This is a genomic window from Thalassospira lucentensis (genome assembly GCF_001613805.1).
Taxonomy (GTDB): domain Bacteria; phylum Pseudomonadota; class Alphaproteobacteria; order Rhodospirillales; family Thalassospiraceae; genus Thalassospira; species Thalassospira lucentensis_A.
Map to the genome: position 1 here is coordinate 169,401 of NZ_LPVY01000002.1, position 26,137 is coordinate 195,537.

Here is a 26,137-nt window from a genome sequence, read left to right on the forward strand (position 1 = left end):
CGGGATGACACCGGATATCGAGACCCTGACCGCGATGATCAGGGACAAACGTATTGGCGATCGTCGCCTCCTTGTCGCGATCGCCGGGGCACCAGCCTCGGGCAAGTCAACCTTGTCCGAACGGCTTCATCACCATCTGGGGGGTGATGAGGCCGGGGCTGTTGTCGTGCCGATGGATGGGTATCATTTCGATGATGCCATCCTTTCCGCACGCGGCCTCCTCCCGCGCAAAGGGGCACCGGAAACCTTCGATACCGGCGGGTTCAAGCGCACCCTTGATGCCATTCGCGACGACATTGACGATGTTTATGTGCCGGTGTTTGACAGACATCTCGAACTGTCACGCGGATCGGCGCGATGCGTTTCACGCAGCCATCGGATCGTGCTGATCGAAGGCAATTATCTGTTGCTCAGCCAGTCGCCCTGGAACCAGTTGGCAGGCCTGTTCGACCTGACCCTGTTCATCGACATACCGCTTCCGATTCTGGAAAAGCGCCTTGTGCAACGGTGGCTTGATCACGGACATGACGAACCATCGGCACGGCAAAAAGCATCGGATAATGACATCCCCAACGCCCATACCGTTCAGAAAAGCAGCGTCCTGGCCGATATCACGATTACCGCGGCGTAATCATCGTGCCATCAACAAGATTTACCGCTCTTTTCGCAACACCAGCGTATAGCACATCGGAATCTGGACTTTCCTGTCTTCATAGATATCAAATTCAGTTTCCCGATTTGAATGCGGATACTCTTTAAGACATTCCAGCTTTAATCCGGCTGCAACAGCCGCAGACACGATTTCGCCCATCGTGTAGGAAAACCACCATGAAACCGGCCCCTGCCCGCCATCAGATCCGTCATAGGTGATGGTATCTTCATTTGCGTGTGGTCCACGGTCAAAATATGACTGGGACGGTGAAAACGGATCAGCAGCAGACGGATCAAACATTTCAAGAAACGGGTGAGTTTCATAGATAACGAGCATCCCATCCCGGGCCAGCAGCCCTGAGACAGCATCGAAGAAACGTTTCAGGTCCGGCATCCAGTTCAGAACGCCGATGGTAATCAAACCAAGGTCAAAATCGCCCGGTGTGTCTTCCGGCAATTCGTAGATGTCCGCACAGAGGAAGTCACATTTCCGTCCCGACAGATGCGCCAGCTTTCGGGCTTGCGCGAGAAATGCATCGGATTGATCAATCCCAAGTACAGTTTTTGCGCCCATGGCCGACAAGGACAACACTTCGCGACCATTATTGCAGCACACCTGTACGACGCGTTTTCCTGTGACCCCGACACCTTCCAGCGTCTGACGCAAAGTTTCGTCAAATGTCGAGAAATCGGCTTTCGCAACCTCGGCTAAAAGCCTTTGCCAGGTTTCACCGACTTCATGCAACGGTGCGGAGGCATCCCATGCGGCACGGTTGGCCGATGTGTATTTTTTGTGCTCGTCCATGGCTTGCCCCAATAATATCATAAGTTGTAATATTTCAATAGTCACAACCAAGACAGCGCACTGTCAAACAAACAGTGCAGGATCACACGGATTTAATTGCCGCACTGCCAATCAGCACATCAGACACCCATTCGGCAACAATCCGCACACGCGGCACATGGCGCATATCCTGATGGATCAGGAGCCAGATTTCGCGTCCCTCCGGGTCGATATCGGGTTTGCGCGTAAGCCCCGGGATACGATCGCCCAGGCATCGTGGCAGCAGGGCAAAGGCATTGGCAGCACACGCCATCGTCGCCATGATGGATCCGCGGTTGGATCGACTGATGGTGTGGCGATTGGGGAAATGGCGGTTGAGCCATATCTGTTCGGGTTTTTCGGCAAACGCATCGTCAAGATCGACCCACGGTGCAGTGGTCGGGTCGTCCATCCCGGCCGGACCGTAAATACCATATTCCATCACCCCGATTTTCCGGATGTGAAATGCTCCGGTTTGTGGCCGGGCAAGACGCAGCGCAATATCGGTTTCGCGTTGCGGCAGACTTAGATTGCGGTTACCGCCAATCAGTTCGACGCAAAGGGATGGATGGTTTGATGTCAGTTCCCCCAGACGCGGGGCAATGCAGTTTTCAAAAATCACATCCACCCCGGCAACGCGAACAACACCCGATATTTCCGGGCAGGCCGCCTTTTCCGACAGAGTGCCATTTGCTTCGAGCAAGGTACTGACTTCGGCCTCCATCGCTCTTGCGGTTTTCAGAAGGCTTTGCGCACGCAATGTCGGGCTCATCTGGCCATCCCGACGCAGCAGGACAGGAAAGCCGGTGGCTTCTTCAAGACGGGCAATGCGGCGCGCGATTGTCGTCTGGTTCACGCCAAGCTCGCGTGCGGCGGCACTCATGGTATTTGCGCGGCAAACGACGGCGAATGTCCGTAAGGCTTCCCAATCCATGGATCGTCACCCGGTTATGGTTTCTGCATATACGCAGATCATATCTGCAAATTGACGGATTTAAACTGCAAACATGCAGATGCATGATCAGGCCATCCAAATGACTTTGAAAGGACAGCCACCATGAGCACACAATCCATCTTTGAAATTCTTGGCGTTGAACTGCCGACCGGATCGGTCCGGGATGCAGCATTGATCGTGATCGATGCCCAGGAAGAATATCGCAGCGGGCAGTTGAAGCTATCGGAGCTTGAACCGGCACTGGACAACATTGCCCGCCTGATCGCCCATTGGCGTGCGCAGAACGGCACCCTGATCCATGTCCAGCATCACGGACAGGGATTGTTTGATCCCGAAGGTCCGTATGCCGCGATCATGAACGAAGTTGCGCCCCATGAGGACGAGCCGGTTCTGACGAAGAATGTGCCCAATGCCTTTGGCGGTACCAATCTGCGCAACCTGATTGATCTGGCCGGTTTGAAACATGTGGTGCTGGCCGGTTTCATGACACATGTCTGCGTGTCGACCACCGCACGATCCGCCAACGAACAGGGATTGCACGTTACCATCGCGGGGGATGCGGTCACCACACGTGACCTGCCCGCCACCGCCGATCACGCCTCTATCCCGGCGGCGGAATTGCACCGTGCCGAACTGGCCATTCTGGCCGATGCGTTTGCCAAGATTGTAACGACCGACGACATTCTGAACGCCTGATCATAAATGCAAAACACCCCGCAGCAATCTGCGGGGTGTTTTGATGAGTTTGAACGCAAGCAGTGCGATCAGAACATATGCTGTCCGCCATTCAGCGACAGGCAGGAACCGGTGATGAAGCCGGAATTCGGGCCACAGAGGAACAGGACAGCCTGTGCGATTTCCTCGGCCTCGCCCAGCCGGCCAACCGGGATTTTCGCGATGATGCTTTCAAGAACCTTTTCGGGAACCGCGGCAACCATGTCGGTATTGATGTAACCCGGCGCGATGGTATTGACCGTAATACCTTTGCGCGCGACTTCCTGTGCCAATGCCTTGGTAAAGCCGTGCACCCCGGCCTTGGCCGCGGAATAGTTGGTCTGGCCAAGCTGACCGGCCTGACCATTGATCGAGGAGATATTGACCACCCGGCCAAAGCCGCGTTCACGCATGCCATCCAGAACCGGCTTGGTCATATAGAACAGCGAACTCAGGTTGGTTTCGATCACTGCCTGCCAATGATCGACGGACATCTTGTGCATGAAGCCATCACGGGTGATACCGGCATTATTGATCAGGAAATCGACAGGGCCGACTTCGGATTCGACCTGCCGGATGCCATCGGCACAGGCATCCGCGTCCGCGACACTCCATTTAAAGGTCGCAATGCCGGTTTCGTCGGTGAAGGCGCGCGCGGCTTCATCATTGCCGGCATAGTTTGCCGCAACCGTATAGCCCGCTTCCTTAAGCGCCAGGCTGATTGCCCTGCCAATTCCGCGTGTACCACCGGTTACCAGTGCTGTTTTTGTCATGGTCGCCTCCCTAAACTTCAGTCATCGAATTCATGTATCGGTATCCCGTAGTTTGCCCTTCTACGACATGCGAAACTTTAGTCCATAAAACGAACTATAAACGTAACTTTATTTCTTCTCCATCATCCATGTCACGTGAAATGCGTGAACTTTGGTCGAATTTCATCTGCATTCTCAGGTAAACAAACAGGGCAGCCCCCAAAGGAGGCCGCCCTGCACGTTTCATCCAATCAGATGGTTCGAAGCGATCAGCGTTCGACGCACAGTGCGACCCCCATGCCGCCGCCAATGCACAATGTCGCAAGGCCCTTTTTGGCATCGCGTTTCTGCATTTCGTAAAGCAGGGTGGTAAAGACGCGTGCGCCTGATGCACCGATCGGATGGCCAAGGGCGATCGCCCCGCCATTGACATTGACCTTATCGGTATCCCAGCCCATGTCGCGGTTGACCGCAATTGCCTGTGCGGCAAAGGCTTCGTTGGCTTCGATCAGGTCAAGATCACCAACCGACCAGCCAGCCTTTTCAAGAGCCTTGCGCGATGCCGGGATCGGGCCGGAGCCCATGACGGCAGGATCAACACCGGCAGTCGCCCAGCTTTTGATCGTCGCAAGCGGCGTCAGGCCGCGTTTGGCGGCTTCATCGGCCGACATGACAATCAGGGCGGCGGCCCCATCATTGATGCCCGATGCGTTACCCGCGGTTACCGTGCCTTCCTTGTCAAACGCCGGGCGGAGCTTTGCCATGCCTTCGATAGAAGCACCGTGGCGCGGATATTCATCGGCATCGAAGATCACATCGCCCTTGCGTGAGGAAAGGGTGACGGGGGCGATTTCATCATTGAAGCGACCGGCTTTCTGGGCGGCTTCGGCCTTGTTCTGGGACGCGGTCGCGAAGGCATCCTGATCTTCGCGGGTGATCTGCCATTTATTGGCGATGTTTTCCGCGGTATTGCCCATGTGATAGCCGTTGAAAGCACACCACAGGCCATCCTTGATCATGCTGTCGATGAATTTGACATCGCCCATCTTGTGACCGGCGCGCAGATTGGCGACATGCGGTGACATGGACATGTTTTCCTGACCACCGGCGACAACGATTTTGGCGTCACCGGCCATGATCTGCTGGGCGGCAAGGGCAACGGTGCGAAGACCCGAACCACAAACCTGGTTGATGACAAAGGCGGTTGCGCTATCGGGGATACCCGCCGCGATGGCCGCTTGGCGTGCCGGGTTCTGTCCGGCCCCACCAGTCAGGACCTGACCGAAAATGACCTCGTTTACGGCATCCGCCTCGACACCGGAACGTTCCAGAGCCGCCTTGATGGCAACAGCGCCAAGCTCGTGTGCTGGGGTGTTGGCCAGCGAACCGCTAAAAGCGCCGATCGGTGTGCGTGCTGCACCCACAATTACGACGTCTGTCATGAAACCCTCCGATTATATCTTGAATACGTTTTTCCCCGGACCCTGACGATCCTGCTGATCGGACCTGCAATCCGCCCACGATCTTATCGCGACGCAATAAAAAGCCAAGCATTGATACACACCACTTTCGGACAGTTTTGTTTCCGGGTGTATGGGCCGGGCAAATCCGCGCAGATCCGTTATCCTCATAGTTTGCCTGAAACGGCTATAACGCAACCCCGACTTCATCCTTTAATATCTCGGTCGCAATATAGGTGCGGTACCAGACGATATTGTCGTCCGCGTCAAACAAGGTTTCGCAAAGGGCGGTATATTCCGCCATGTCGCGCATATGCAGGACCAGAACACCGGTGACCTCGCCGGTGACAAGGTAGCATTGCCGAACGGCTTCAAGGGTGCGGACTTTTTTGATGAAGTCCTGCCGGTAGCGGTTGCCATGGCGATGAAATTCCAGATTGATCACCGCGGTCAGTGGCCGCCCGACCAGCGCCGGATCAATCACGGCGACAGTTTTACGAATGACCCCAGATTCGCGCAGTTTGGCGACACGGCGCAAACAGGCCGAGGGCGACAGGCCAACATGATCGGCAAGGGTTGCATTCGCGATATCCGCGTTTTCCTGCAATATCCGAAGGATTTTGGTATCGATACGGTCAAGGTCGGCCAATATCTGCAACTCCGAAGCGCCAAGTGATAAAACTACGCCGTATTATTGCACAAAAGCACGTAATTTCGCCGCGTAATAATATGGTGGTTATGCGAGGATGCGCATCGTTAAACGAATGCCCCACATATGACCCGCGTACCACCCAAGAAGCCCGGAACCTCGCGCCCCATGCATCGCTATTTCCTGAATTTGCTAAACCGCAGCCAGCGTTTGTTCATCACCCTGATCAAGGTCATGTTGCCGGTGATGATCATTGTGCGCATCGCCGATGAATTCGGCGCGGTTGCCTTTACATCCGATCTGTTATCCCCTGTCATGAGCCTGATCGGGTTGCCGCCCGAGGCAGGCCTGATCTGGGCGACCTGTGCACTGGTCAGTATATATGGCGCGGTCGGGGCGTTTATCGGGTTATCCGCCCATCTTGATATGACAGCGGCGCAGCTCAGTGCGCTTTGCGCGATGATGCTGTTTGCCCATGGGCTTCCGGTCGAACAGGCAATTGTCAAAAGGGCCGGGGCCAGCTTTGTCGCGACGACTGCACTTCGGCTTGGCACGGCGGTGTTTTACGCCGCACTGGTCACATGGATCAGCGACACCACCGGATGGCTTTCCGAACCGGTTGATTTTTCATGGATGGCCGGCAGTGAAACCGTTATCGCCGCAACTGGCCTTGAAGGCTGGATCGACTGGACCATCCAGACAGTCAAATCGCTTGTTGTCAGCTTTGCGGTGATTGTCGGATTGCTTGTGCTACTTGATATTCTTGAAAAAACCGGCATTACCGACCGCATTACACGCGGCATGATGCCGATCCTGCGGGTGTCGGGCCTGTCACGCGATGTGGCACCGGTCACGACCATTGGGGTGTTGCTGGGCCTGACCTATGGCGGGGCGCTGATCATTGACGAGGCCCGCAAAAAGAACTTCCCGCCGCGCACCCTTTTTCTGTCGCTAAGCTGGCTGTCGCTGTCGCATTCGCTGATAGAGGATACGGCGATCATGCTGGCCCTTGGTGCAGATATCTGGGTCGTTCTGGTCGGGCGGGTGATCCTGACATTGCTGATCATTGCCGCCCTTGCACGTCTGACGCTGCGCTGGCAGCGTGAACCGGAACAACTGGCGACGGATTCCGCTAGTTCCTGAACGAAACCCGGGCTTGATATCCCTGATCCACTTAGTAAGCCGCGAATATCTGAAATGTCACAGTGACAGGGCTTGCCCGCGACTATGGCGCGTGTAGAGTGAGCAGAATTAAAATTTCTGTCAGAATCAAAACGGGGTCAAGGTCGGGTTTAATGTGTCAGGACATGTATATCCGTGCCATTTTACCTGTGACGAATGGCCAGAAGACCGGAATCATCCAGATGGCGGTCCCCGGATACGATGTTGATGAATGCGGTCATTTGACGATGGACTTTGGCCGTTGTCAGGCAGCCCTGGCAGAGCTGAAACGGCTTCATGTGCGTCATTATGTGTGTCTGACGACGCTGTCCGAGATCGGGCCGGAGGAAACCGGCGATATTCGCGATCTGGTCACGCGGCAGGGCATCAAAAGCCATCACCTTCCGATAGAAGATTATGCAAAGCCGGACGGGAATTTTTTGAGCGCATGGCGAAAAGTGTCGCCACAATTGCAGGCATGCCTTGATGCCGGGGACGGGGTTGCGTTGCAATGCCTTGCGGGCTATGGCCGAAGCGGCACCGTTGCCGCCCTTTTGCTGATAGAGCGGGGAATGGCGCCAGACATTGCGATAGAGACCGTAAAGAGGATAAGCGGTGAATCGATAGAAAGCAGCGTACAGTTGGACTTTCTGCTATCCCGGTCTGCCCTGTAAAAATTGACCGTTCAGCTTTCCGCCGCGTCAAGCAACGCACAGTAGCTTAACAAGGTTTCTGCGCGCAGGCGGAAATATGTCTGAAAGTCGCCCTTCTCGATCGGACCGATCAGTTTTTCAAATTCGGTCCGGATCAGGTTGGTCGCAAGATCAGGGAAGCGTGCCGACTGATGCACAAGCCCCGGAACGGTGCGATAAAACAGCATATCATCGGTACGTTTCAGAACATCATCCGCAATCAGCCCTGCTGTCAGAAGATGGACATCTCGGAGCACGCTCCAGAATTTTTCACGCTCTGCATCCGCCGAAAGACGCGATACCCGATAATAAAGCGGGGCAATCGACGCCTCGATATCCTGGGGCGTTGCGGTAATGCCAAGATCATCAATGATGCGATAGATGCCCGAACGGATCTGCAGCCCCTGGCGTTGGGTTTCCAATGGCTGATCCTGCACCGTGGTACCGACACCGACCTTGACCACCGCGAGTTTTTCGTAAGCAAGCCGCTGTAGCACCTGGCGGATCGGCGTGCGGCTGACCTCGAACTCCTTGCCAAGTTCCCCCTCATACAGCACAGCGCCGCTTTCATAGACACCCAGACAAATGCGTTCACGGATGGCTTCGTAAATAATATCGACGCTGGATTTCTGTGTGGCTGTCATGCGCTCTGTTCTTTTGTTCGGACCAGAGTCGCATTGAGAAAACGTCAAATTCGCAACCGATCATGGCCTATTCAATGAAGAATGGTGTACATGTATGCACCCACAATAGCAATGGCAAGATTTCATATTTCGGCCTGAAAGCCGCTGATAACTGCGACTAAACAGATATAACTCGCGCCTCCCCACCCTTATTTACCCCTTTGTCATATAAATATCATTTACTGTATAGCTGTATACAAGCATACTAGCTGCAATGCACAAGACACTCAAATCAGGGAATGGGTGATACGCATGCGTCTTCCAAGGTCACAGTTCTTCTGGCAATTGCTTGTCGTCGGTATCCTCGTCTGGCTGGGCTATGTTCTGGCCAGCAATATCGAAGCGAATCTGGCGAAATCGAACATCGTTCTGTCCTTCGACTTCCTGTCGGGGCAGGCCGGTTTCGATATCAGCGAGAGCCTTTTGCCGGTTTCATCGACCAGCAGCTATGGCAGCGTAATTCTAGCTGGCGTTCTCAATACATTGACCCTTGCATTGTGCTGCATAATCGGCGCGACCGTGATCGGCGTGCTGATGGGGATTTTACGAACAAGCGGCCATTATCTGGGAGAACGGGTTGCCGGATTTTACATCGAGATCACGCGCAACCTGCCCAAACTTCTGATCCTTCTTGCACTTTATCTGGCGATGGTGACCGCACTTCCGGTGGTGCGCGAAAGCTGGTCATTTTTTGGTCTTGTCCAGATTTCGAACCGGGCGGTTTATTTCCCGGTTATTGAACAGGGCATCGGGCTTTATTGGGTGATCGCCATGCTGGTGATCTGGCCGGTCGCCCTTTTGATACTTGGCCGCGTTGCCCGCCGGATACAGGAACGCACCGGCATCCGGTATCCGGTTGTCTGGCCGGTTTCGATTTTCATTCTGGTAATGATCGCGGTGCCTGCGACGACGGGCCTGATTGAATATCCCCTGTCGTGGCCGGTTCTCAGGGGGTTCGATTTCGCCGGGGGCGGACGGATTTCGGTTCAGTTCCTTGTGCTGGTGCTGGCGCTTTCAATCTATCACGGCGGGCAGGTCGCGGAACTTGTGCGCGGTGCCATTCAGTCGGTCCCGGTCGGGCAGTTCGAAGCCGCACGGGCATCCGGACTGAGTTTTGCGCAGATGACGCGGCTGGTCATTTTGCCGCAGGCGGTCCGGGCGGCTGTGCCATCGATGGGCAACCAGTATCTGAACATCACCAAGAACACCTCGATCGCGCTCGCGGTTGGTTATTCCGATCTGGTGTCGGTGATGACGACATCAATCAACCAGACATTCCGTCCAATCGAACTGATGACGGTGTCCATGGGTGTTTATCTTGGCATCTGTCTGATCGTTTCATGGCTGGTCAATATCTATAACGCGCGCGTCCAGATGGTGAGGACCTAATCATGGAACAAACCCTCCGGACCGGGAATGTCACGGCCCCCACCATCAGTCCTGTCACCATATGGCGCAAAAGATTGTTCGGAACCGTGCGCGACAGCGTGCTGACGCTGATCCTGATGGCGGTGATTATCGCCTTTGTCCGGGTCGCGGTTGACTGGCTGGTTCTTGATGCGGTTACCCCGTGGGGGGATCGGGCCGCCTGTGCGGAAGCCGCTGGTGCGTGCTGGCCGTTTCTTGTCGAAAAGCACCGGCTTATCTTGTTTGGTACTTATCCATGGGAACACCAATGGCGCCCGCTGGTTGCCAGCTTGCTGCTGATTGCAGGGGTTGTCGTTTCGATGGTGCCGCACTGGCAGGACAAGCGTCTGGCATGGCTTTGGATCTGCCTTGCCGTCGGGTTTACCGTTTTGATGCGTGGTGGCGTGCCGGGTCTTGAATATGTTCAGCCAGAACGCTGGAACGGCCTGCCGGTACTTTTGATGCTGGCGATTTTCGGACTGGTCTTTGCCTTCCCGCTTGGCATTGCGCTGGCCCTTGCCAGACATCAGGACCAATTGCCGGCCATTCGCGCAATTGCCGTTCTGTGGATCGAGCTGGTTCGCGGCGTTCCGATGATCATGGTGCTGTTTCTCGGGCTGTTTGTTCTGCCACTTATGATGCCCGACGACATCACGCTCAATCCGCTGATCACGACCATGATCGCATTGGTGATTTTCCATTCCGCCTATTTTGCCGAGTCCGTCCGCGGTGGTTTGCAGACCGTGCCATGCGGGCAGTATGAAGCCGCCGACAGTCAGGGTTTGACCTGGCTGCAAAAGACCCGACTGATCATTCTTCCGCAGGCTCTCAAGATAGCGATGCCCGGAATTCTGAACACGGTCCTTGGCGCTTACAAGGACACGTCGCTCGTCGTCATCATCGGCATTCACGACATCATGGCCACAGCGAAAATGTCATTCAGCGACCCTGTCTGGCAGCGCTACGGGCTGGAAGCGTATTTGTTTGTAGGAGCGTGGTTCCTGGCAACCTGCTGGTGCCTTTCTTCCTATAGCAGATGGTTGGAGAGAAGAACTTCGTAACGGCATTTTAACAGGGAGCCAAATGATGAAAGTACGTTTTGCCTTGCCTGCTGCGTTTGCAGTACTCGCCAGTCTGACCACTCAGGTTCAGGCCGGCCCCGTCATGGATCAGATCAGGGCGGATGACAGCCTTGTCTGTCTGGTCAATACCAACTCGCCGGGCTTTTCAGTTCCGGACAGCCAGGGTGTTTATCAGGGTTTCAATACCGATTTCTGTCGCATGGCGGCGGCCGCGATTTTGGGCGATGCCAAGAAAGCCGATATTCGTGGCATCGGTTTTTCCGACAGCATGAAAACGATCGTCGCCGAAGGTGCCCACATGGCATCGCGCAGCATTACGCGCACCGGCACCCGCGATGCCAACCCGGGCATGCGGTTTGTCGCGACGACCTTCTATGACGGCCAGGGCTTTATGGTGCCCAAAAAGCTGGGCGTTACAAGCGCATCCGAGCTGAGCGGTGCGACGATCTGTGCCGAGGAAGGCTCCACCACACTTCTGAACATTGCCGACTGGTTTGGCGATCGCAATATCGAATACCGCGTTGAAAACATCGCCGATAAAACAGCACGCCTGCAGGCATTCTTCTCGGGGAAATGCGATGTTCTGGCCAGTGACCGCACGGCATTGAGTTCGGACCGCTTGCTTGCAGAAAATCCCGATGATTTCGCCATCCTGCCCGACGTGATTTCCAATGAGCCACTGACCATTCTGACACGCCCCGACGCGACACTTGAAACCGCTGTTTACTGGGCTTTTCAGGTCATGCTGAATGCCGAAGAAATGGACATCACGTCTGAGAATGTGGATGCGATCATGGCGGACCTTGCAAACCAGCCCCAGGGGGTTGTGCGCCTTCTTGCTGCGGATTCCGCAGTCGGCGAGATGGCCCAGCAGATCGGTCTTCCGGCTGACTGGAGCTATCAGGTGATCAAACAGGTTGGCAATTACGGCGAAGTATATGAACGCCACCTTGGCACCAAAACCACCTTTGGCATGGAACGGGCCGGAACGGTGAATGCGCTTAGCCGGGATGGTGGTCTGCTTTACCCCGATCCGATCCGCTAGATGCCCCTGGGCGGGGCCGACCAATGAAGACAGCCTGCACGCACCTGTGGTCTGTGAGCAAGTCGGCCCCATTCTGCAGAAACTCGAAACCGCCCCGGGAATACCGGGTGGCAGGGCGACATCCGCCCCCGAAGAACAGGGATGGAAACCGTGATCTTAGCAACAACAAGCCCGAACCCGAACCGCACCAGCATGATCCACATCCGGAACATGAACAAATGGTTCGGGGATTTTCAGGTACTTAAAGATATTTCACTCGACATTGCCGAAGGCGAACGACTGGTGATTTGCGGACCGTCAGGGTCGGGAAAATCAACCCTGATCCGCTGCATGAACGGGCTGGAGAGACATCATGCCGGCAAGATCGAAATTGCCGGAAACCCGATTTCGACCGATGGCAGGTCGCTTGCGAAAATTCGCAAATCGACGGGCATGGTTTTCCAGCAATTCAATCTGTATCCGCACCTGACCATTCTGGAAAACTGCGTTCTGGCACCGATGTGGGTGCATAAAACGACCCGTAAGCAGGCCGAAGAAACAGCCTTTCGCTATCTTGAACGGGTCAATATCACGGCCCAGGCACACAAATACCCCCATCAGCTTTCGGGCGGGCAACAACAGCGCGCGGCAATTGCACGCACTTTATGCATCAGCCCGAAAATCATGCTGTTTGACGAACCGACATCCGCCCTTGATCCGGAAATGATCAAGGAAGTCCTTGATGTCATGGTCGACCTTGCGCGCGAAAATATTACGATGATTTGCGTCACCCATGAAATGGGTTTCGCACGCCGGGTCGCCGACCGGATGGTGTTCATGGACCAGGGCGAGATTGTTGAAACCGCCACACCCGATGCGTTCTTTGATGCGCCACAGTCCGAACGCAGCAAGGCCTTTCTGGCCAAGGTATTCAGTCACTAGAAAGTCTCTTTATATGAAGACAATCTTATTCGTCTGCACCGGTAACACATGCCGGTCCCCGATGGCGGCCGCCATTACACGCCAGTATGCCCTGCAGCATAAATTGCCAATTACCCTTCGTTCTGCCGGCCTTCACGCCCGTGAAGGCGATACCATCACCCCTGAAGCAGAATTTGCGTTGCGCCAGATCGGCATCACCGAAAATCACACGAGCCGGGGTCTTTCACGCGAAATCCTTGAAAGCAGCCATGTGATTTTTGTCATGGAAGCCTGGCAGGCAGAAGCAATAGAAGCCAGCATGGAAAGCTATGCATTTCCATGCCCGCCCCCGGTTCGAATGCTTGATCATGGGGCAGATATTGTTGATCCGCTGGGTCGCGGGCAGGCCGTATATGACGAACTGGTTTGTCGCTTCCGTGAACTGATCCCTGCCCGGCTATCCGAACTTGAAATCAGCGCCACTGCCGAAAGCCGCGGCCGCAACCCCTAACATCCCCCCAAAAGAGATTGCACTCAGTCTTCCCGAGCAAGCCAATCAAGCATCGGCACCCATGTGGATTTTTCCGCGCGCGATCCGACCATCATGCCGATATGACCGGCCGATGGGTGCAATTCGGTTCGCATATCTTCGGGCAGGGACGCAAAAAGGGCCTGCGCGCTTTCGGGCGGGACGATCCGGTCATTTTCCGGGATGACGGCAAGTGTCGGGCAGCTGATATCTGCCGGGTTAATATCAATGCCGTCGATCTGCCATTCACCCTTGGCCGGTTTGTTTTCGACATACCAGCCAATCAGGCAATCAATCGCCACCCGGCGGGTCAGTGGCACACCATCATTAAGCCAGTCTTCAAGGGCGACAAAATCATCGGCCTTGGCCGAATTGGCCGGGATGGAGGCAAAGCGGCGGAACTTTTCCCCGATCATGAACGGGTCAAGGCTTGCAAACAGGCTTTGCAGCACATCGACCGGCAGGCTGTCATGGATCGACAGCATATGAGGCAAGGACGGCGCAAAGGCCGCAGCAATACGCCCCTGTGTCGGGCCAGCCGCCATGAAATCCCAAGGTGTCGCCAACAGCACCAGACGCGATACCTGCGCGGGATCCAGCAGGGTCGCGGCCAGCGCCAGCACGCCCCCCATGCAATAGCCGATCATCGGCACCGGCCCGCCATTCATATCGGCGATATCCTGAAGGGCGGTGACCAGACGACCGGCAATATAATCATCAAGGCCGTAATGGGTTTCTTCTTCGCCGGGATAGCCCCAATCGACCAGAAGCGGCCGGTATCCGGCCTTGGCCAGAAAACGGGCGAAGCTGCGTTTTTTGTTCAGATCAAGGATATAGCCGCGGTTCACCAGCGACGGCACCAGCACGACAATGCCAAGCGGGCTTTTGGGCTTGGCATCTTCGACCGCACCGTAATCAAGAATGCGGGTTGCACCATCTTCCCAGATCACCGGCGCATCATCGGCACCGCGTTTATAGCCATGTTTCTGGTAGGCGCGCACACCGTCATGAAAGGCCGACTGGCTGGCAAAGGCGACACGATCAAGTGCCTGCGCGATATCGTCAGGATGATGGTTTTCCATCTCGCTCAGGAGCTTCTTCGCCTGCTCCTGCAGTTCCGGCCTCCAAGGCAGAAATTGTTTCCTGAAGATCGGCAATGCGGCGCGCGAGCTGAGCCAGCTCGTCATCTCGACCGCCAGATGCATCGCCAGCGGCCTTGGCCCCGCGCGACGATTGCTTGCCCTTTTCGGCGGGTTTGTCTGCTGTCGGTTTTGCGCGCTCATTTTTTCCCTGCCCCGTTTTCTTGCTTTGGCCTGTCTTGTCTATCCTGCCTGCGGCGGCCTTGGCCGTATCGGCATCTTTGGCGGCTGCGTCCGGATGGGACGTTTCATCGGCGCTGGTTACGCCCGTCATTCCGGCCATCGTCGCCATATTTGGCGGGAAAGGCCCACCGGGTGGAAAACCGGGTATTGCCATTTTTGACATCTGATTGAACATGGCGGCCATCGGATTGACCGCCGGGTCCATCGGCGTGCCCTTCATCATTTCCGGGATCGTTTCGGGCATCAAACCCGCTGCCATACCCGGAAAACCGCTCGGAACAGTACCGGGAAAGGCTCCTGGTTTCTGCCCCGTTGCCAGTTGCCCGATCAGCTTGCCCCATGCCTCGAACCCCTCGCCAATCCGCGAAGTATCTGCCCCAAGGGAGGCGTAAAGCCGCCCGATGGCGCTTGCCGCGTCGGCACCATCGGCCGTTGCGGCAACCTGTTCGCGCCAAAGGTCCATGAACTGCTGGGCCAGATGATCAAGATGATCGTCAAGTTCATCCTCGAGGTTGTCATTAGGCAGATCGTCGGGATCCTGATCCTTTTTCGCCCCTGTGTCGGACAATGTTGCTTCCCCCGGTTCTGATACGGATCACGCAGATGACATGCGCCTTGCGGCTGGTAAATACTATAGGGGGTTCGGGCCTGCGCGAAAACGAAATCCATTGCTGCGTGGCAGCAACCGGGACCAGAGGTTGTTTTTCGCAGCGCACATCGCGTTGAACACTGGACACATTGGAAATTACACGGCACTCTTATGCACGCTTGAGCAGGCGCAAAATTCAAAATGCTGCGCAACATTCAAATTTGTGCAAACGCAAACAAGGTATTTCATACCGCACTGCCCAAGCCAAACGTCCGGGAAACAGGGAAGCAGGGAATAACGTCATGACCACGAAAAAATCAGATGATCAGGATCGCGTCGTTATCAAGAAATACGCGAACCGCCGCCTCTATAACACTGCGACCAGTTCGTATGTGACGCTTGACCACCTGTCGCAGATGGTCAAGGACAATACCGATTTCGTCGTTTATGACGCCAAGACCGGCGAGGATATCACCCGTCCGGTCCTGACACAGATTATTGTCGAGGAAGAGAACAAGGGGCAGAACCTGCTGCCGATCAGCTTCCTGCGCCAATTGATCGGGTTCTATGGCGACAGCCTTCAGGGTCTGGTACCGAGCTATCTGGAACAGGCGATGCGTTCGTTTGCGCATAATCAGGAACAGATGCGCGAATATATGCAGGGCACGATGCAGGGCATTTTCCCGTTCGGCCAGTTCGAAGAAATGAACAAGCAGAACATGGCACTGTTTGAACAAACCATGAAGATGTTTTCCCCCTTCCTTCAGGAAGAGGCCGACAAGGCCAACGGGAAAGCCGATGCAGCCCAGACCGGCAAACCGGCAAAAAATGACGCATCCCTTGATGACCTGAAAAGCCAGCTTGAAGCGATGCAGGCGCAGCTCAACAGTCTGGTCAACAACAAAGCCAGCAAGTAAACGGCACCAAACCCGTTCATTTCAAAGCATCACGCAGAAAGCTCCGGATTTTCCGGAGCTTTTTTGTTTTTGCCCGCATGTGTCGCGGCATCATTCCTGCATAAACTTTTCATTAACGTTTTTCACCGCCCGGCACCTGTCGCAAGGCGGCAATTTTTGCCGGGTTTACGCCCCCTTGAATGGAGTCCCTTGCATAAGACCAGTTAAATACCCCGGTTAAACGCATAAAACCGCAAAATGACATGACAGCGATCACACCGATCCCCTTGCACCCGGCCCGCAGGCCCGACGCTGCAAGTAGTGGAACAGACGGCCCTGCCGGGATCGGGATGGATATCACTGCACTGGTTTCGCCTGTACGGGAAATCGCGCAGAACGGTGGCGCATGGCTTGAACCCCATGATCCTGGGGGCAGTGCAGCATTTTGGGCGCAGCTTTTGGGGCAGATCCTACCTCAGGAAAACCTTTTGCAACCTGCGGTCATTCAGGAATTGCATGCCAGCTATGCACGTCATTCCACACCTTACGGCTCAGAAAGCCATGTCTTTTTTTCGCCTAACGCACTAGACAACGACAGGCGAATTGACCTATATAGCTAGCTTCTGGCGGATCGCTGAGACTCCTATCTGACCAAAGTTCAGATATTTCTTGCAAGCAGAAGGCCTTCAAACCGGGTCAACCTGATTGTGATTAATAGGCGAAATTAACAAGCCTGACAGCGTCCCGAGTGGGAATAAATAACTGGCGGTTGATAACGGAAAAATATGCAATGACTGAGATTGTATCAAACGAAGAACCGAAACGCGCTAATCGCGCAACAGATACGGACCGTTATGTCGGTCAGCGTATTCGCGAACGTCGCATCATGCTGGGTCTGTCCCAGCAGCAGATGGCCGACCTGATCGGTGTTACCTACCAGCAGGCTCACAAATACGAGCGCGGCATCAACCGCATTTCTGCCGGTCGTCTTTACGAAATCTCCCAGGTCCTGGGCGTTCCTGTCAGCTACTTCTATGAAGGTCTCGACGGCAACCAGGAAACCGAACTTAATGCGCGTCAGCGCATGTGCCTTGAACTGGCGCGCAACTTTGCGAGCATCAAGCACGAAAAACACCAGGAAGCGCTGAGCCAGATGGCACGCGCACTGGCCGATCAGGCTGCCTAAGCCTGATCACTGCGATCTTCAGCATTGCTGCAAAAATCAGGCTGCCTTCCATGGCAGCCTTTTTTTGTGGCTGATCACAGGCACGATTTTTGTGATAGCGTCACGGCAAGACCAAGACAGGAGCAAACCGCATGACAGGCGATATCACGCAATCCGGCCTGATCGATCTGATCGACGAGCAACGCAGCAAACTTGGCTATCTGTCGATATCGGCCCTTATGGCGCTGACAAAGACCGGCAATGTCATCCTTGATCCGTTTTCAACCCTGATCAGCATCCATGCCGATATCGGGCGCGACAATATTTTCCATCCTGCCGTCCGGCTTGATGCCACCTCCCCGGCGATCCTTGAGATTGGCAGCCGAAATACGTTTTACGCCAACACGATGATTGATGCCCAGACAGGGCCGATCACGATCGGCAATGACAATCTGTTTGGCGAAGGTTGCGTTCATGTTGCCACAAACCAGCCCGGTGCGGCGATCATCATCGGATCAGACGGCCGTTATCGCGGATCAATCCAGATTTCAGGCTTATCCGTTCTGGGTGATGGCAGCCAGATCCTTGGCAATATTATTGTCCGCGATGTGCAGCTTGGTGCAGGCGGATCATTTCGCCACCCGATTGCCGATGAACGTGGTGCGGTTTTAAAGGGGGTTGGACTGGGAAGCGAGATTATCCTTCAGACGGGTCAGGTAATTGCCGGAAACGGCACCCTCGCCCCGGAAAACGTCCGGATGCAGTCCTTCTATCATCCGGATGCAAAATAGGGGCAGCCGATGGCTACCCCTTTGTCGCAAATCCTGTAACCGAACTCTATTGATCGGCGATCACAAGATCGTCGGAATGAATAACCGCGTTGCCACGGCTATATCCCAAGGCGGTTTCGATTTCCTGCGAGGAATGCCCCTTGATCAACCGGGTTTCCTCGGCCGAATAGGATGTAATGCCACGCGCGATTTCATTGCCCTCGGCATCAAGGATGCGCACCGCATCCCCGTGCTTGAAGCTGCCATCAACACCGGCAATCCCCGCCGCCAGCAGGTTTTTGCCAGCACGCAATGCCTTTGCCGCACCGCCATCAACAATGATGGCCCCGCGTGCCGAAAGCGACGTTGCGATCCAGTGGCGACGTGCCGCAAGCGGGCTTTCACTTGGCAGAAACAGGGTATGCGGCCCGCCTTCAAGCTGCGCCTTTAGCGGATGATAGATGGTGCCGCGCGCGATCATCATGCGGCATCCGGCCTTCATCGCGATTTCGGCGGCCTGCAATTTGGTCACCATGCCGCCGGAGCTATACATCGTCGGCGCGGCACCGGCCATGTCCATGATTTCGGGTGTCAGTTCACGCACCGTCGGGATCAGGGTCGCATCCGGGTTCTTGCGCGGATCGGCGGTATACAGCCCATCGATATCGGACAGCAATACCAGCGTATCGGCCGAAATCATGTGGGCAACCTTGGCACCAAGACGATCATTATCGCCAAAGCGGATTTCTTCGGTGGCAACCGTATCGTTTTCATTGATCAGCGGCACCGCACCGCGTGCCAACAGGGCATTTAACGTACCGCGTGCATTGAGGTAACGACGACGGCTTTCCATATCCTCAAGCGTCACCAGAACCTGCGCCATGATCAGGCCGTTACGACCCAATGCTTCCTGCCAGACCTGCGACAGGCTGATCTGGCCGGTGGCGGCAGCGGCCTGTTTATCAGCAAGGCTGATGGTGCGGTGATCAAGCCCCAGCAAACGCCGCCCCATGGCGATCGCACCACTTGAAACCACGATGACCTCGACCCCGCGTTCGCGCAGAAGAGCGACGTCATCGGCAAGTGCTTCGAGCCAGGCACGGCGAAGCTTGCCGGTATTTTCATCGACCAGAAGGGCAGAACCGACCTTGATGATCAGGCGTTTTGCGTCTGCAAGGCTCACGGTTGAAAGCCCTCATCTTCGCGGCCCTCCATCGCACGGTGCTCGCGCTCTTCGACAATGTGGCGGCGCAGTTCGCGATGAACTTCCTTGACCCCCTGCTGGGTGGCGCCAGACACGATAAAGACTTTCTTGCCGATCCCTTTTTCAAGGATTTCACGCTGTTCCTCGACCATTTCCGGCAGAAGCTGATCGGCCTTGGAAAGGGCGACGATTTCGGGCTTGTCGATGAGGACGTCGGCATAGCTTTCAAGCTCTTCGCGAACAGTGCGATAGGTCGCGACCGGGTCCTCGTCCGCGCAATCGATCAGATGCAGCAGAACTTCGCAGCGTTCGATATGGCCCAAGAACCGGGTCCCGATGCCCTTGCCCTCGGATGCGCCTTCGATCAGGCCCGGAATATCGGCCAAAACGAATTCATGATCATCGATTTCAACCACGCCCAACTGCGGATGCAGGGTGGTGAAGGGATAATCGGCGATTTTCGGACGCGCGCTGGATGACGCGGCAAGGAAGGTGGATTTGCCCGCATTGGGCAGACCGACCAGACCGGCATCGGCAATCAGCTTCAGACGCAGCCAGACCGACATTTCCTCGTTCGGCCAGCCTTCTTCGGCCCGGCGCGGGGCCTGGTTGGTGGAGGATTTGAAATGGGTGTTGCCCCGGCCGCCATCGCCGCCCCGGCACAGCACAAAGGTCTGGCCCGGCTCAAGCATATCAACAATCAAGGTTTCGCGGTCTTCTTCAAGGATCTGGGTTCCGACCGGGACCTTGATCGTGATCGAGTTGCCCGAACGGCCGGTCCGGTTGCGCCCCATGCCGTGCATGCCGATTTCGGCCTTGAAATGCTGCTGATAACGGAAATCGATCAGGGTGTTAAGGTTTTCGACCGCCTCGACGATCACGTCACCGCCACGCCCGCCATCGCCACCATCCGGGCCGCCATATTCGATGAATTTTTCGCGCCGGAAGCTGACCGCACCGGCACCGCCGCGGCCACTGCGTACGTGGATTTTTGCTTCGTCGAGAAACTTCATAACCGGTCCTTTGGGCGATGCCCGTCAATCATTCCGCCCGGCCGGATCGCGATTTCGAAACAGATCGCCTCGCATCGACGGCACGGGAAATTTTCATATAACACATAAAACAAGGGAGGAATGATTGCTCATTCCTCCCTCGAAATCTTTGCTACGGATGAGCGCAGCCGACGGGAGGCTTACGCCTCGGCCGGAACGACACATACATAGGTACGACCCTTGAAGCCCGACTTGAACTGGACGTTGCCGCCAGCCGTCGCAAACAGGGTGTGGTCTTTGGCCAGGCCAACATTGTCGCCTGCATGGAACTTGGTGCCACGCTGACGAACGAGAATGTTACCTGCAACAACCGTCTGGCCGCCGAATTTCTTAACGCCGAGGCGCCGACCTTCGGAGTCGCGACCGTTACGGGAGCTACCACCAGCTTTCTTATGAGCCATGAAACTCTCCTAAAACTGCATCCCGGCCGATCAGGCCGTGATGTCCGTGATGCGCAGAACAGTCAGGTTCTGGCGATGACCATTTTTGCGACGGTAGTTGTGCCGGCGCTTTTTCTTGAAAACGATCACCTTGTCGCCCTTGGTCTGTTCGAGAACTTCTGCATTAACAAAAGCCCCTTTGACCAACGGAGCACCAACCTTCGGCGCACCGTCGCCAGCAACCATGAGAACTTCTTCAAGTTTCACGGTATCACCGGCCTGGGCAGCGATCTTTTCGACTTTGATAACGTCGTTGGCAGCAACTTTATACTGTTTGCCGCCAGTTTTGATGATTGCATACATCGATATAGTTCCTGAAAAATCATTCTGGAAACGCACACGCGCGCTTCGGTGTCGCTGCTAACTGAAACCGAACCGCTGCGAGAGACGGGTGAAATACCTTTTTCGCCCACCAGAGTCAACCGCAAAGCGCACCGTTTCCGGGCTTTGGCCATGGCAGGGACGCATGGCAGACCTTTGGCGCAGACCGGATCGGCAACAGGGCGCATCCCAAATTGGCAAAGCCAGATCGCGTCCCTCGCAAACCAGGGCTGCCAACAGAACCGGGAACATTGATAAAAGAGTTCGGGGAAAATACGTTTTCCCTCTTGCATTCTGGCTTAAGGATCGTTAAACAGCGCCTCGAACGCCAGACCACACATGCGGAGAGGTGCCGGAGTGGTCGAACGGGGCGGTCTCGAAAACCGTTGTACTAGCAATAGTACCGTGGGTTCGAATCCCACCCTCTCCGCCATTCTCAAACGTTCATAGCCAATTACACGTATCAAAAAAACGTGCAATCTCGTGGCATTTTCAACATCGAAGATATACGCACCCAAGAAACCAATGCTTTAGAGATAGAGTATTGGCTAAAAGCATTCTAACACACCCGCGCGCAACGTGAGCCAATCGTGTTTATGACACGCCACAAGCGCACGCCTTTCTTGTCTGACCTCATCGAATTCTTTCAGCCGTCGCCATTAAACATCAATGTTAAATTAATTTTTACATAAAAGCTAAAATTCCCTATTACTTAGACTCTAGGAAGCAGCATTCTAGTCTCACTTCCCCTTATTCATAGATTGAAATCGCCTCGCAAGAGCCTATCAGCACAACCAAGATCAGGAACAACAGGGATGACATCCCGAAAATCAAGCCACTCATAAAAAATAAAATCTTTAAATATTTAGAAAAATTAAAGCAAATAAAATGATAAAATTCATCAAAATAAAAGAAAATGAATTCAAATATCTATATTACATAATTCCATTGATAACATTTTCAATATTACATGCATACAGACCATTTTATCTTGGATTAATACATGACGATTGGAGTATATTTGTAATACCCAACCAAATGACATCTAAAGAATTATTAGAATACTCAATATCTCAATTCTCGGATAGACCTGGAATTGGATTAGCATACTATACTATATGTTTTCTATGGAATGGAAGTATCCCCATTCTAGTTTTCATAACATCAATCTTCGTGGCGATATCAGCGATTTTACTATATTTAGTCTTGAGAAAAATTGAAATATTACTTGGAAACCGAAGCTTCTCTGCCGAAATAGCCACCACAGCCTGGATCGCATTCCCTTGGGGCCTTGGATATTCTGTCTGGAATTCAGGCGCCGTAACGTTGCTTTGCCTAATCTTATTCCTTGCTCATGTCCTGATGACCTTCAGTTATGTTGATTCAGGAAAGAAATGGCATCTCACAGCCAGTATTGCTTTTCTTTGTTCCTCCTTCCTGACTTATGAAGCATTTTACTTGGGCTTCATACCAGTATCGGCACTTCTCATCATTTTATACAAACAAAATAGAAAAAGTATAGAAAGAATACTGATCTCATTAATGTCATCAACGCTTATCCAGATATCCGTCATAGTACTTTCTCTGCAATCCACACCAAAAGAAGTAGGCATCAATATCCTACTACTGGCAGGAAATTTCCTGTACAAACTGCCGATAGCAATACTTCAACCTTTTGGACAGCTCTGGCCAATTATTGCAGTTGTTCTATGCATATTTCTATATTATGCGGCAAAAGCAACTAGAAACATAGAAAATGAGAAAATGCAGATTTACTGTTTGTATTTCATCGCCTGCATTTTTGGGATAGCAGTTAGCACCACTCCTTTTTCATTAGCTCATTATGTAATACAAGGATTAGGGGTTTTCTCCAGAACAACGATGGCCGTCAACATATGGATAGCAATACTAGTTACAGTTTGCTTGTCCCTTCTAAAGCGACATTCGTCTTCAGCCCTGAAAGGCAACATTGCGATAGGCTCCTTGATTATCGTCTTTATTGGAACATCGACATGGCACATCCAGAACTGGCACCGCTCCTGGGTTCGTCAGCAAGAAATATTGGCTTCGTTTTCTGCCGAATTACTAAACAGGATTCCTCCAGGCGGACTTCTGGTATTGGACGAACCAACCCGAATAGGGGGCGTAGAAGTTTTTGATGCGCCGTGGGATATAATGTCCGCCGTCTACTCGAAGACTGAAATCACAGGTAATTTAACCAACAACAAAAGACCGACCATCTACCCATTTTATTCTGATGTACCAATGATTTGGGACGGAGAAGATACTTTGGAGGCAAGGCCGGGAATGCCGGTGCAAGCAACCAGCGTATGGATGTTTTCACCAACGTCGGGGAAACTACGCCAGATAGAGGAAGCAGGTAAACTTAGCCCTTCTTTCCTAAATTAGACATTCACCCCTATCCTTAGCACATTGAGCATAGCTCGACAAATATCCTTAAGTCATTTCAACGGCACGGAATAAACTTCTCGAAGACCGCCAAAGTCTCCTCACTCACATGATGCTCGATCCCTTCGGCATCAAATTCCGCGATAGCGGGATCGACGCCCAGTGCGATCAGGAAATTATAGACAATCTCGTGGCGTTTGCGACATTTCTCGGCGAGCTCCTTACCCCGATCAGTCAGAAAAATCGAGCGGTATGGGCGTGATGTGACAAAGCCGTCACGTTCCAAACGCTTGATCGTATTATTGACCGTGGCGGCCGTCACGCCGAAGCGTTCGGCAAGGGCCACGGATCGCGCTTCGCCCTCTTCCTCGATCAGGTCGGCGATCATTTCAACGTAATCCTCAGTTACTTCGCGCGCATGGGCGTCGCGCAATTGCGCGAAAACTTCGGCCTTGTTGTGTCGCAGATGACGCGCAGTCGGATCGCCCATTCATAACTCCTTTAAAATCCCCAGGGTCTTCATATCAACATAGCGTGAAAAAATCAATTTAGCCTTGACTAACTTTAAAAGTCCGCACATAAATAGGGGGTATTAGCAGACTGATTTTAACTTGCATTACAGGATCCCCCACATGTCGCTTCGCCGCATCACCCGGAATTTCGGTTTTGCCCTCGCTGCCATCTGTAGCTTTGTTGCCGCCTCAGTGACAGATGCGTCGGCCAAACCGATTGATGTTGTCGCCACAACTTCGATGATCGCGGATGCAGCTCGCCAGGTTGCAGGCGACCGCGCCAAGGTCACAGCCCTGATGGGTCCCGGGGTTGATCCACATTCCTATCGCCAGACACGCAGCGACATTGCCGCCATGGCACGCGCCGATCTGGTTTTGTGGCATGGCCTTTATCTTGAAGCACAGCTTGAGGAATTCTTCCTTGATCTGGAAAAGCGCCGCAATGTCGTTGCCGTCGGTGAAGCGATTGATAAATCGAAACTTCTGAGTCACGCCGAATATAAAGGTCGTTATGACCCGCATGTCTGGATGGATCCGAAATTGTGGGAGACCGTGGTTCTGGCCGTACGTGACGCGCTGATCAAGACTGATCCGGAGGGCGAGGCCACCTATCGCGCCAATGCCGACAAGCATATTGCCGATATCGAAAAGCTGATTACCTACATGCAATCGGTCACAAAAACCGTGCCGGAAAAAAGCCGTGTGCTTTTGACCGCGCATGACGCGTTCAACTATTTCGGACGCGGTTATGATTTTGAGGTTATGGGCATTCAGGGCATTTCAACGGAATCCGAAGCCGGTCTGCGCCGGGTCGAGGAACTGGTCGACACCATAGTTGATCGCAACATCGCCGCGGTCTTTGTTGAAAGTTCCGTGCCGGAGCGTAATGTACGTGCCCTGATAGAGGGTGCTGCCGCGCGCGGCCAGAAAGTTGAAATCGGCGGCACCCTGTTTTCCGATGCCATGGGAGAACCGGGAACCTATGAAGGCACCTATATCGGCATGATCGACCATAATGCGACCCTGATTACCCGTGCGCTTGGCGGCGATGCCCCAGCCACCGGGATGCAGGGCAAACTGGCCGCTGGCTCCTGAGCCGCGCCACCGAAGGAACTGTCATGAGCAACGCAGAACTGATTGCAGAAGCCGGAAAGATCGTTGATGTCGCCGCCAAGGACGCACCACTGACGGTGCGTGGCCTTACGGTATCCTATGGCAACAAACCGGCGATTTTTTCCGTCGATGCCTCTATCCCGGCGGGTTCCATGACTGCGATTATCGGGCCGAACGGGGCGGGTAAGTCGACCTTTCTCAAAGGGACGCTTGGCGTTATCCCCCGACTGTCTGGCGAAATCCGTATTTTCGGCAAACCATTTCACGAGGCACGCGACCGGGTGGCCTATGTCCCCCAACGCGCCAGTGTGGACTGGGACTTTCCCGCCCGCGTCATCGATGTTGTCCTGATGGGGCTTTATGGCTCGGTCGGGCTGTTTCGGTTCTGGCGCGCACGCCACCGCGAACAGGCCATGGAATGTCTTGATCGCGTCGGCATGGCCGATTTCGCCACCCGGCAGATCGGGCAGCTTTCTGGTGGTCAGCAGCAACGCGTCTTCCTTGCGCGGGCACTGGCACAGAATGCCGAATTTTACCTGCTGGACGAACCCTTTGCCGGGGTCGATGCCGCAACCGAACGCGCCATTGTCGCCGTGCTGAAGGATCTCAAATCCGAAGGCCGAACCGTTGTTTGCGTGCATCATGACCTTTCGACCGTTGCCGAGTATTTTGACCGAGTGCTTCTGATCAATGTGCGCCGTATCGCCGAAGGCCCGGTCGACACTACCTTTACCGCCGCCAATTTGCAGGAAACCTATGGCGGGCGACTGGCGACCACGCATATCGATGAATTGCGTCTTGCCTGATCACATGCCCGTCCCGGCAAAGCCATCGGAACCCT

Annotated in this window: 29 protein-coding genes and 1 tRNA gene; 17 read left to right on the forward strand and 13 right to left on the reverse strand. The window is 54.3% G+C overall.

Annotated features, from left to right (window positions below):
- The first annotated feature begins 4 nt into the window (after positions 1-4).
- Entirely contained in the window at positions 5-631 is a 627-nt protein-coding gene (locus tag AUP42_RS01175) for a nucleoside/nucleotide kinase family protein (protein ID WP_062948093.1), read from the forward strand.
- A gap of 21 nt (positions 632-652) precedes the next feature.
- Here AUP42_RS01175 and AUP42_RS01180 read toward each other — a convergent pair whose 3' ends face one another.
- Together AUP42_RS01180 and AUP42_RS01185 are read right to left on the reverse strand one after the other, a co-directional pair.
- On the reverse strand, positions 653-1,501 hold the full coding sequence (locus tag AUP42_RS01180) for a class I SAM-dependent methyltransferase (RefSeq protein WP_231858128.1): 849 nt from the start codon (positions 1,499-1,501) through the stop codon (positions 653-655).
- A gap of 37 nt (positions 1,502-1,538) precedes the next feature.
- On the reverse strand, positions 1,539-2,408 hold the full coding sequence (locus AUP42_RS01185) for a LysR family transcriptional regulator (RefSeq protein ID WP_062948096.1): 870 nt from the start codon (positions 2,406-2,408) through the stop codon (positions 1,539-1,541).
- Positions 2,409-2,531: 123 nt separating this feature from the next.
- Between AUP42_RS01185 and AUP42_RS01190 the strand changes: the two genes are divergently transcribed.
- Complete coding sequence (locus AUP42_RS01190) at positions 2,532-3,125, forward strand: cysteine hydrolase family protein (protein WP_062948097.1); 594 nt, start codon at positions 2,532-2,534, stop codon at positions 3,123-3,125.
- A 68-nt stretch (positions 3,126-3,193) separates the two neighbouring features.
- Here the strand turns inward: AUP42_RS01190 and phbB are convergent, their stop codons facing one another.
- The 3 genes from phbB to AUP42_RS01205 form a co-directional block, all read right to left on the reverse strand.
- Positions 3,194-3,916, reverse strand: coding sequence for an acetoacetyl-CoA reductase (gene phbB / locus AUP42_RS01195; protein ID WP_062948099.1), 723 nt, complete (start codon positions 3,914-3,916; stop codon positions 3,194-3,196).
- A gap of 248 nt (positions 3,917-4,164) precedes the next feature.
- Positions 4,165-5,337: an acetyl-CoA C-acetyltransferase gene (locus AUP42_RS01200; protein ID WP_062948101.1), complete on the reverse strand. Its 1,173-nt coding sequence runs from the start codon at positions 5,335-5,337 to the stop codon at positions 4,165-4,167.
- 205 nt (positions 5,338-5,542) lie between these two features.
- The gene (locus AUP42_RS01205; protein ID WP_062948103.1) at positions 5,543-6,004 is read right to left on the reverse strand and encodes an Lrp/AsnC family transcriptional regulator; all 462 of its coding nucleotides are present in this window, start codon (positions 6,002-6,004) and stop codon (positions 5,543-5,545) included.
- Positions 6,005-6,130: 126 nt separating this feature from the next.
- Between AUP42_RS01205 and AUP42_RS01210 the strand changes: the two genes are divergently transcribed.
- Together AUP42_RS01210 and AUP42_RS01215 are read left to right on the forward strand one after the other, a co-directional pair.
- On the forward strand, positions 6,131-7,147 hold the full coding sequence (locus tag AUP42_RS01210; RefSeq protein WP_231858116.1) for a nucleoside recognition domain-containing protein: 1,017 nt from the start codon (positions 6,131-6,133) through the stop codon (positions 7,145-7,147).
- A gap of 221 nt (positions 7,148-7,368) precedes the next feature.
- Complete coding sequence (locus AUP42_RS01215; protein ID WP_197468230.1) at positions 7,369-7,839, forward strand: dual specificity protein phosphatase family protein; 471 nt, start codon at positions 7,369-7,371, stop codon at positions 7,837-7,839.
- Positions 7,840-7,850: 11 nt separating this feature from the next.
- On the opposite strand, the gene AUP42_RS01220 is transcribed toward AUP42_RS01215, so the two are convergent.
- Positions 7,851-8,501 carry a GntR family transcriptional regulator gene (locus AUP42_RS01220; protein ID WP_062948109.1) on the reverse strand — a complete coding sequence of 217 codons (651 nt, stop codon included), beginning with the start codon at positions 8,499-8,501 and terminating at the stop codon, positions 7,851-7,853.
- 291 nt (positions 8,502-8,792) lie between these two features.
- Here AUP42_RS01220 and AUP42_RS01225 point away from each other — a divergent pair, with 291 nt between their 5' ends.
- From AUP42_RS01225 to AUP42_RS01245, 5 genes are all read left to right on the forward strand, one after another.
- On the forward strand, positions 8,793-9,929 hold the full coding sequence (locus AUP42_RS01225; protein WP_062948110.1) for an amino acid ABC transporter permease: 1,137 nt from the start codon (positions 8,793-8,795) through the stop codon (positions 9,927-9,929).
- A gap of 2 nt (positions 9,930-9,931) precedes the next feature.
- Positions 9,932-11,008, forward strand: a complete 1,077-nt coding sequence (locus AUP42_RS01230) for an amino acid ABC transporter permease (RefSeq protein ID WP_062948112.1) — start codon at positions 9,932-9,934, stop codon at positions 11,006-11,008.
- Between the two features lie 22 nt (positions 11,009-11,030).
- Positions 11,031-12,074, forward strand: a complete 1,044-nt coding sequence (locus AUP42_RS01235) for a transporter substrate-binding domain-containing protein (protein WP_082824639.1) — start codon at positions 11,031-11,033, stop codon at positions 12,072-12,074.
- 141 nt (positions 12,075-12,215) lie between these two features.
- Positions 12,216-12,995: an amino acid ABC transporter ATP-binding protein gene (locus tag AUP42_RS01240; protein ID WP_419865689.1), complete on the forward strand. Its 780-nt coding sequence runs from the start codon at positions 12,216-12,218 to the stop codon at positions 12,993-12,995.
- 13 nt (positions 12,996-13,008) lie between these two features.
- Positions 13,009-13,485, forward strand: a complete 477-nt coding sequence (locus AUP42_RS01245) for a hypothetical protein (RefSeq protein WP_197468231.1) — start codon at positions 13,009-13,011, stop codon at positions 13,483-13,485.
- Between the two features lie 23 nt (positions 13,486-13,508).
- Here AUP42_RS01245 and AUP42_RS01250 read toward each other — a convergent pair whose 3' ends face one another.
- Together AUP42_RS01250 and AUP42_RS01255 are read right to left on the reverse strand one after the other, a co-directional pair.
- Entirely contained in the window at positions 13,509-14,585 is a 1,077-nt protein-coding gene (locus AUP42_RS01250) for an alpha/beta fold hydrolase (protein ID WP_062948117.1), read from the reverse strand.
- A complete protein-coding gene (locus tag AUP42_RS01255; RefSeq protein ID WP_062948119.1) occupies positions 14,566-15,393 on the reverse strand; it encodes a hypothetical protein in 828 nt (275 codons plus the stop codon). Before AUP42_RS01255 ends, AUP42_RS01250 begins: the two co-directional genes overlap by 20 nt.
- A 323-nt stretch (positions 15,394-15,716) precedes the next feature.
- On the opposite strand from AUP42_RS01255, the gene phaR reads away from it, so the two are divergent.
- The 4 genes from phaR to AUP42_RS01275 all read left to right on the forward strand — a co-directional run bounded on the left by phaR (position 15,717) and on the right by AUP42_RS01275 (position 18,266).
- The gene (phaR, locus tag AUP42_RS01260) at positions 15,717-16,331 is read left to right on the forward strand and encodes a polyhydroxyalkanoate synthesis repressor PhaR (protein WP_062948121.1); all 615 of its coding nucleotides are present in this window, start codon (positions 15,717-15,719) and stop codon (positions 16,329-16,331) included.
- A gap of 329 nt (positions 16,332-16,660) precedes the next feature.
- The gene (locus AUP42_RS01265; RefSeq protein WP_156484551.1) at positions 16,661-16,930 is read left to right on the forward strand and encodes a hypothetical protein; all 270 of its coding nucleotides are present in this window, start codon (positions 16,661-16,663) and stop codon (positions 16,928-16,930) included.
- A 170-nt stretch (positions 16,931-17,100) separates the two neighbouring features.
- Complete coding sequence (locus AUP42_RS01270) at positions 17,101-17,496, forward strand: helix-turn-helix domain-containing protein (protein ID WP_007090137.1); 396 nt, start codon at positions 17,101-17,103, stop codon at positions 17,494-17,496.
- Between the two features lie 131 nt (positions 17,497-17,627).
- Positions 17,628-18,266, forward strand: coding sequence for a hypothetical protein (locus AUP42_RS01275; RefSeq protein ID WP_062948125.1), 639 nt, complete (start codon positions 17,628-17,630; stop codon positions 18,264-18,266).
- A gap of 46 nt (positions 18,267-18,312) precedes the next feature.
- Here the strand turns inward: AUP42_RS01275 and proB are convergent, their stop codons facing one another.
- The 4 genes from proB to rplU form a co-directional block, all read right to left on the reverse strand.
- A complete protein-coding gene (gene proB, locus AUP42_RS01280; protein WP_062948127.1) occupies positions 18,313-19,428 on the reverse strand; it encodes a glutamate 5-kinase in 1,116 nt (371 codons plus the stop codon).
- Positions 19,425-20,462: a GTPase ObgE gene (obgE, locus tag AUP42_RS01285; protein WP_062948129.1), complete on the reverse strand. Its 1,038-nt coding sequence runs from the start codon at positions 20,460-20,462 to the stop codon at positions 19,425-19,427. The genes proB and obgE overlap by 4 nt, the downstream gene beginning before the upstream one ends.
- A gap of 179 nt (positions 20,463-20,641) precedes the next feature.
- On the reverse strand, positions 20,642-20,902 hold the full coding sequence (gene rpmA / locus AUP42_RS01290; RefSeq protein ID WP_007090141.1) for a 50S ribosomal protein L27: 261 nt from the start codon (positions 20,900-20,902) through the stop codon (positions 20,642-20,644).
- Between the two features lie 30 nt (positions 20,903-20,932).
- The gene (gene rplU, locus AUP42_RS01295) at positions 20,933-21,244 is read right to left on the reverse strand and encodes a 50S ribosomal protein L21 (RefSeq protein ID WP_007090142.1); all 312 of its coding nucleotides are present in this window, start codon (positions 21,242-21,244) and stop codon (positions 20,933-20,935) included.
- A 361-nt stretch (positions 21,245-21,605) separates the two neighbouring features.
- On the opposite strand from rplU, the gene AUP42_RS01300 reads away from it, so the two are divergent.
- Together AUP42_RS01300 and AUP42_RS01305 are read left to right on the forward strand one after the other, a co-directional pair.
- Positions 21,606-21,695, forward strand: a tRNA-Ser gene (locus AUP42_RS01300).
- Positions 21,696-22,150: 455 nt separating this feature from the next.
- Complete coding sequence (locus AUP42_RS01305; protein WP_062948131.1) at positions 22,151-23,671, forward strand: hypothetical protein; 1,521 nt, start codon at positions 22,151-22,153, stop codon at positions 23,669-23,671.
- 58 nt (positions 23,672-23,729) lie between these two features.
- Here the strand turns inward: AUP42_RS01305 and mntR are convergent, their stop codons facing one another.
- Positions 23,730-24,161 (reverse strand): manganese-binding transcriptional regulator MntR, encoded by a 432-nt coding sequence (mntR, locus tag AUP42_RS01310; protein WP_062948133.1) that lies wholly within the window; start codon positions 24,159-24,161, stop codon positions 23,730-23,732.
- 142 nt (positions 24,162-24,303) lie between these two features.
- Between mntR and AUP42_RS01315 the strand changes: the two genes are divergently transcribed.
- Positions 24,304-25,278 (forward strand): metal ABC transporter solute-binding protein, Zn/Mn family, encoded by a 975-nt coding sequence (locus tag AUP42_RS01315; RefSeq protein WP_062948135.1) that lies wholly within the window; start codon positions 24,304-24,306, stop codon positions 25,276-25,278.
- Positions 25,279-25,301: 23 nt separating this feature from the next.
- The gene (locus AUP42_RS01320) at positions 25,302-26,102 is read left to right on the forward strand and encodes a metal ABC transporter ATP-binding protein (RefSeq protein WP_062948137.1); all 801 of its coding nucleotides are present in this window, start codon (positions 25,302-25,304) and stop codon (positions 26,100-26,102) included.
- The last annotated feature ends 35 nt before the right edge of the window (positions 26,103-26,137 follow it).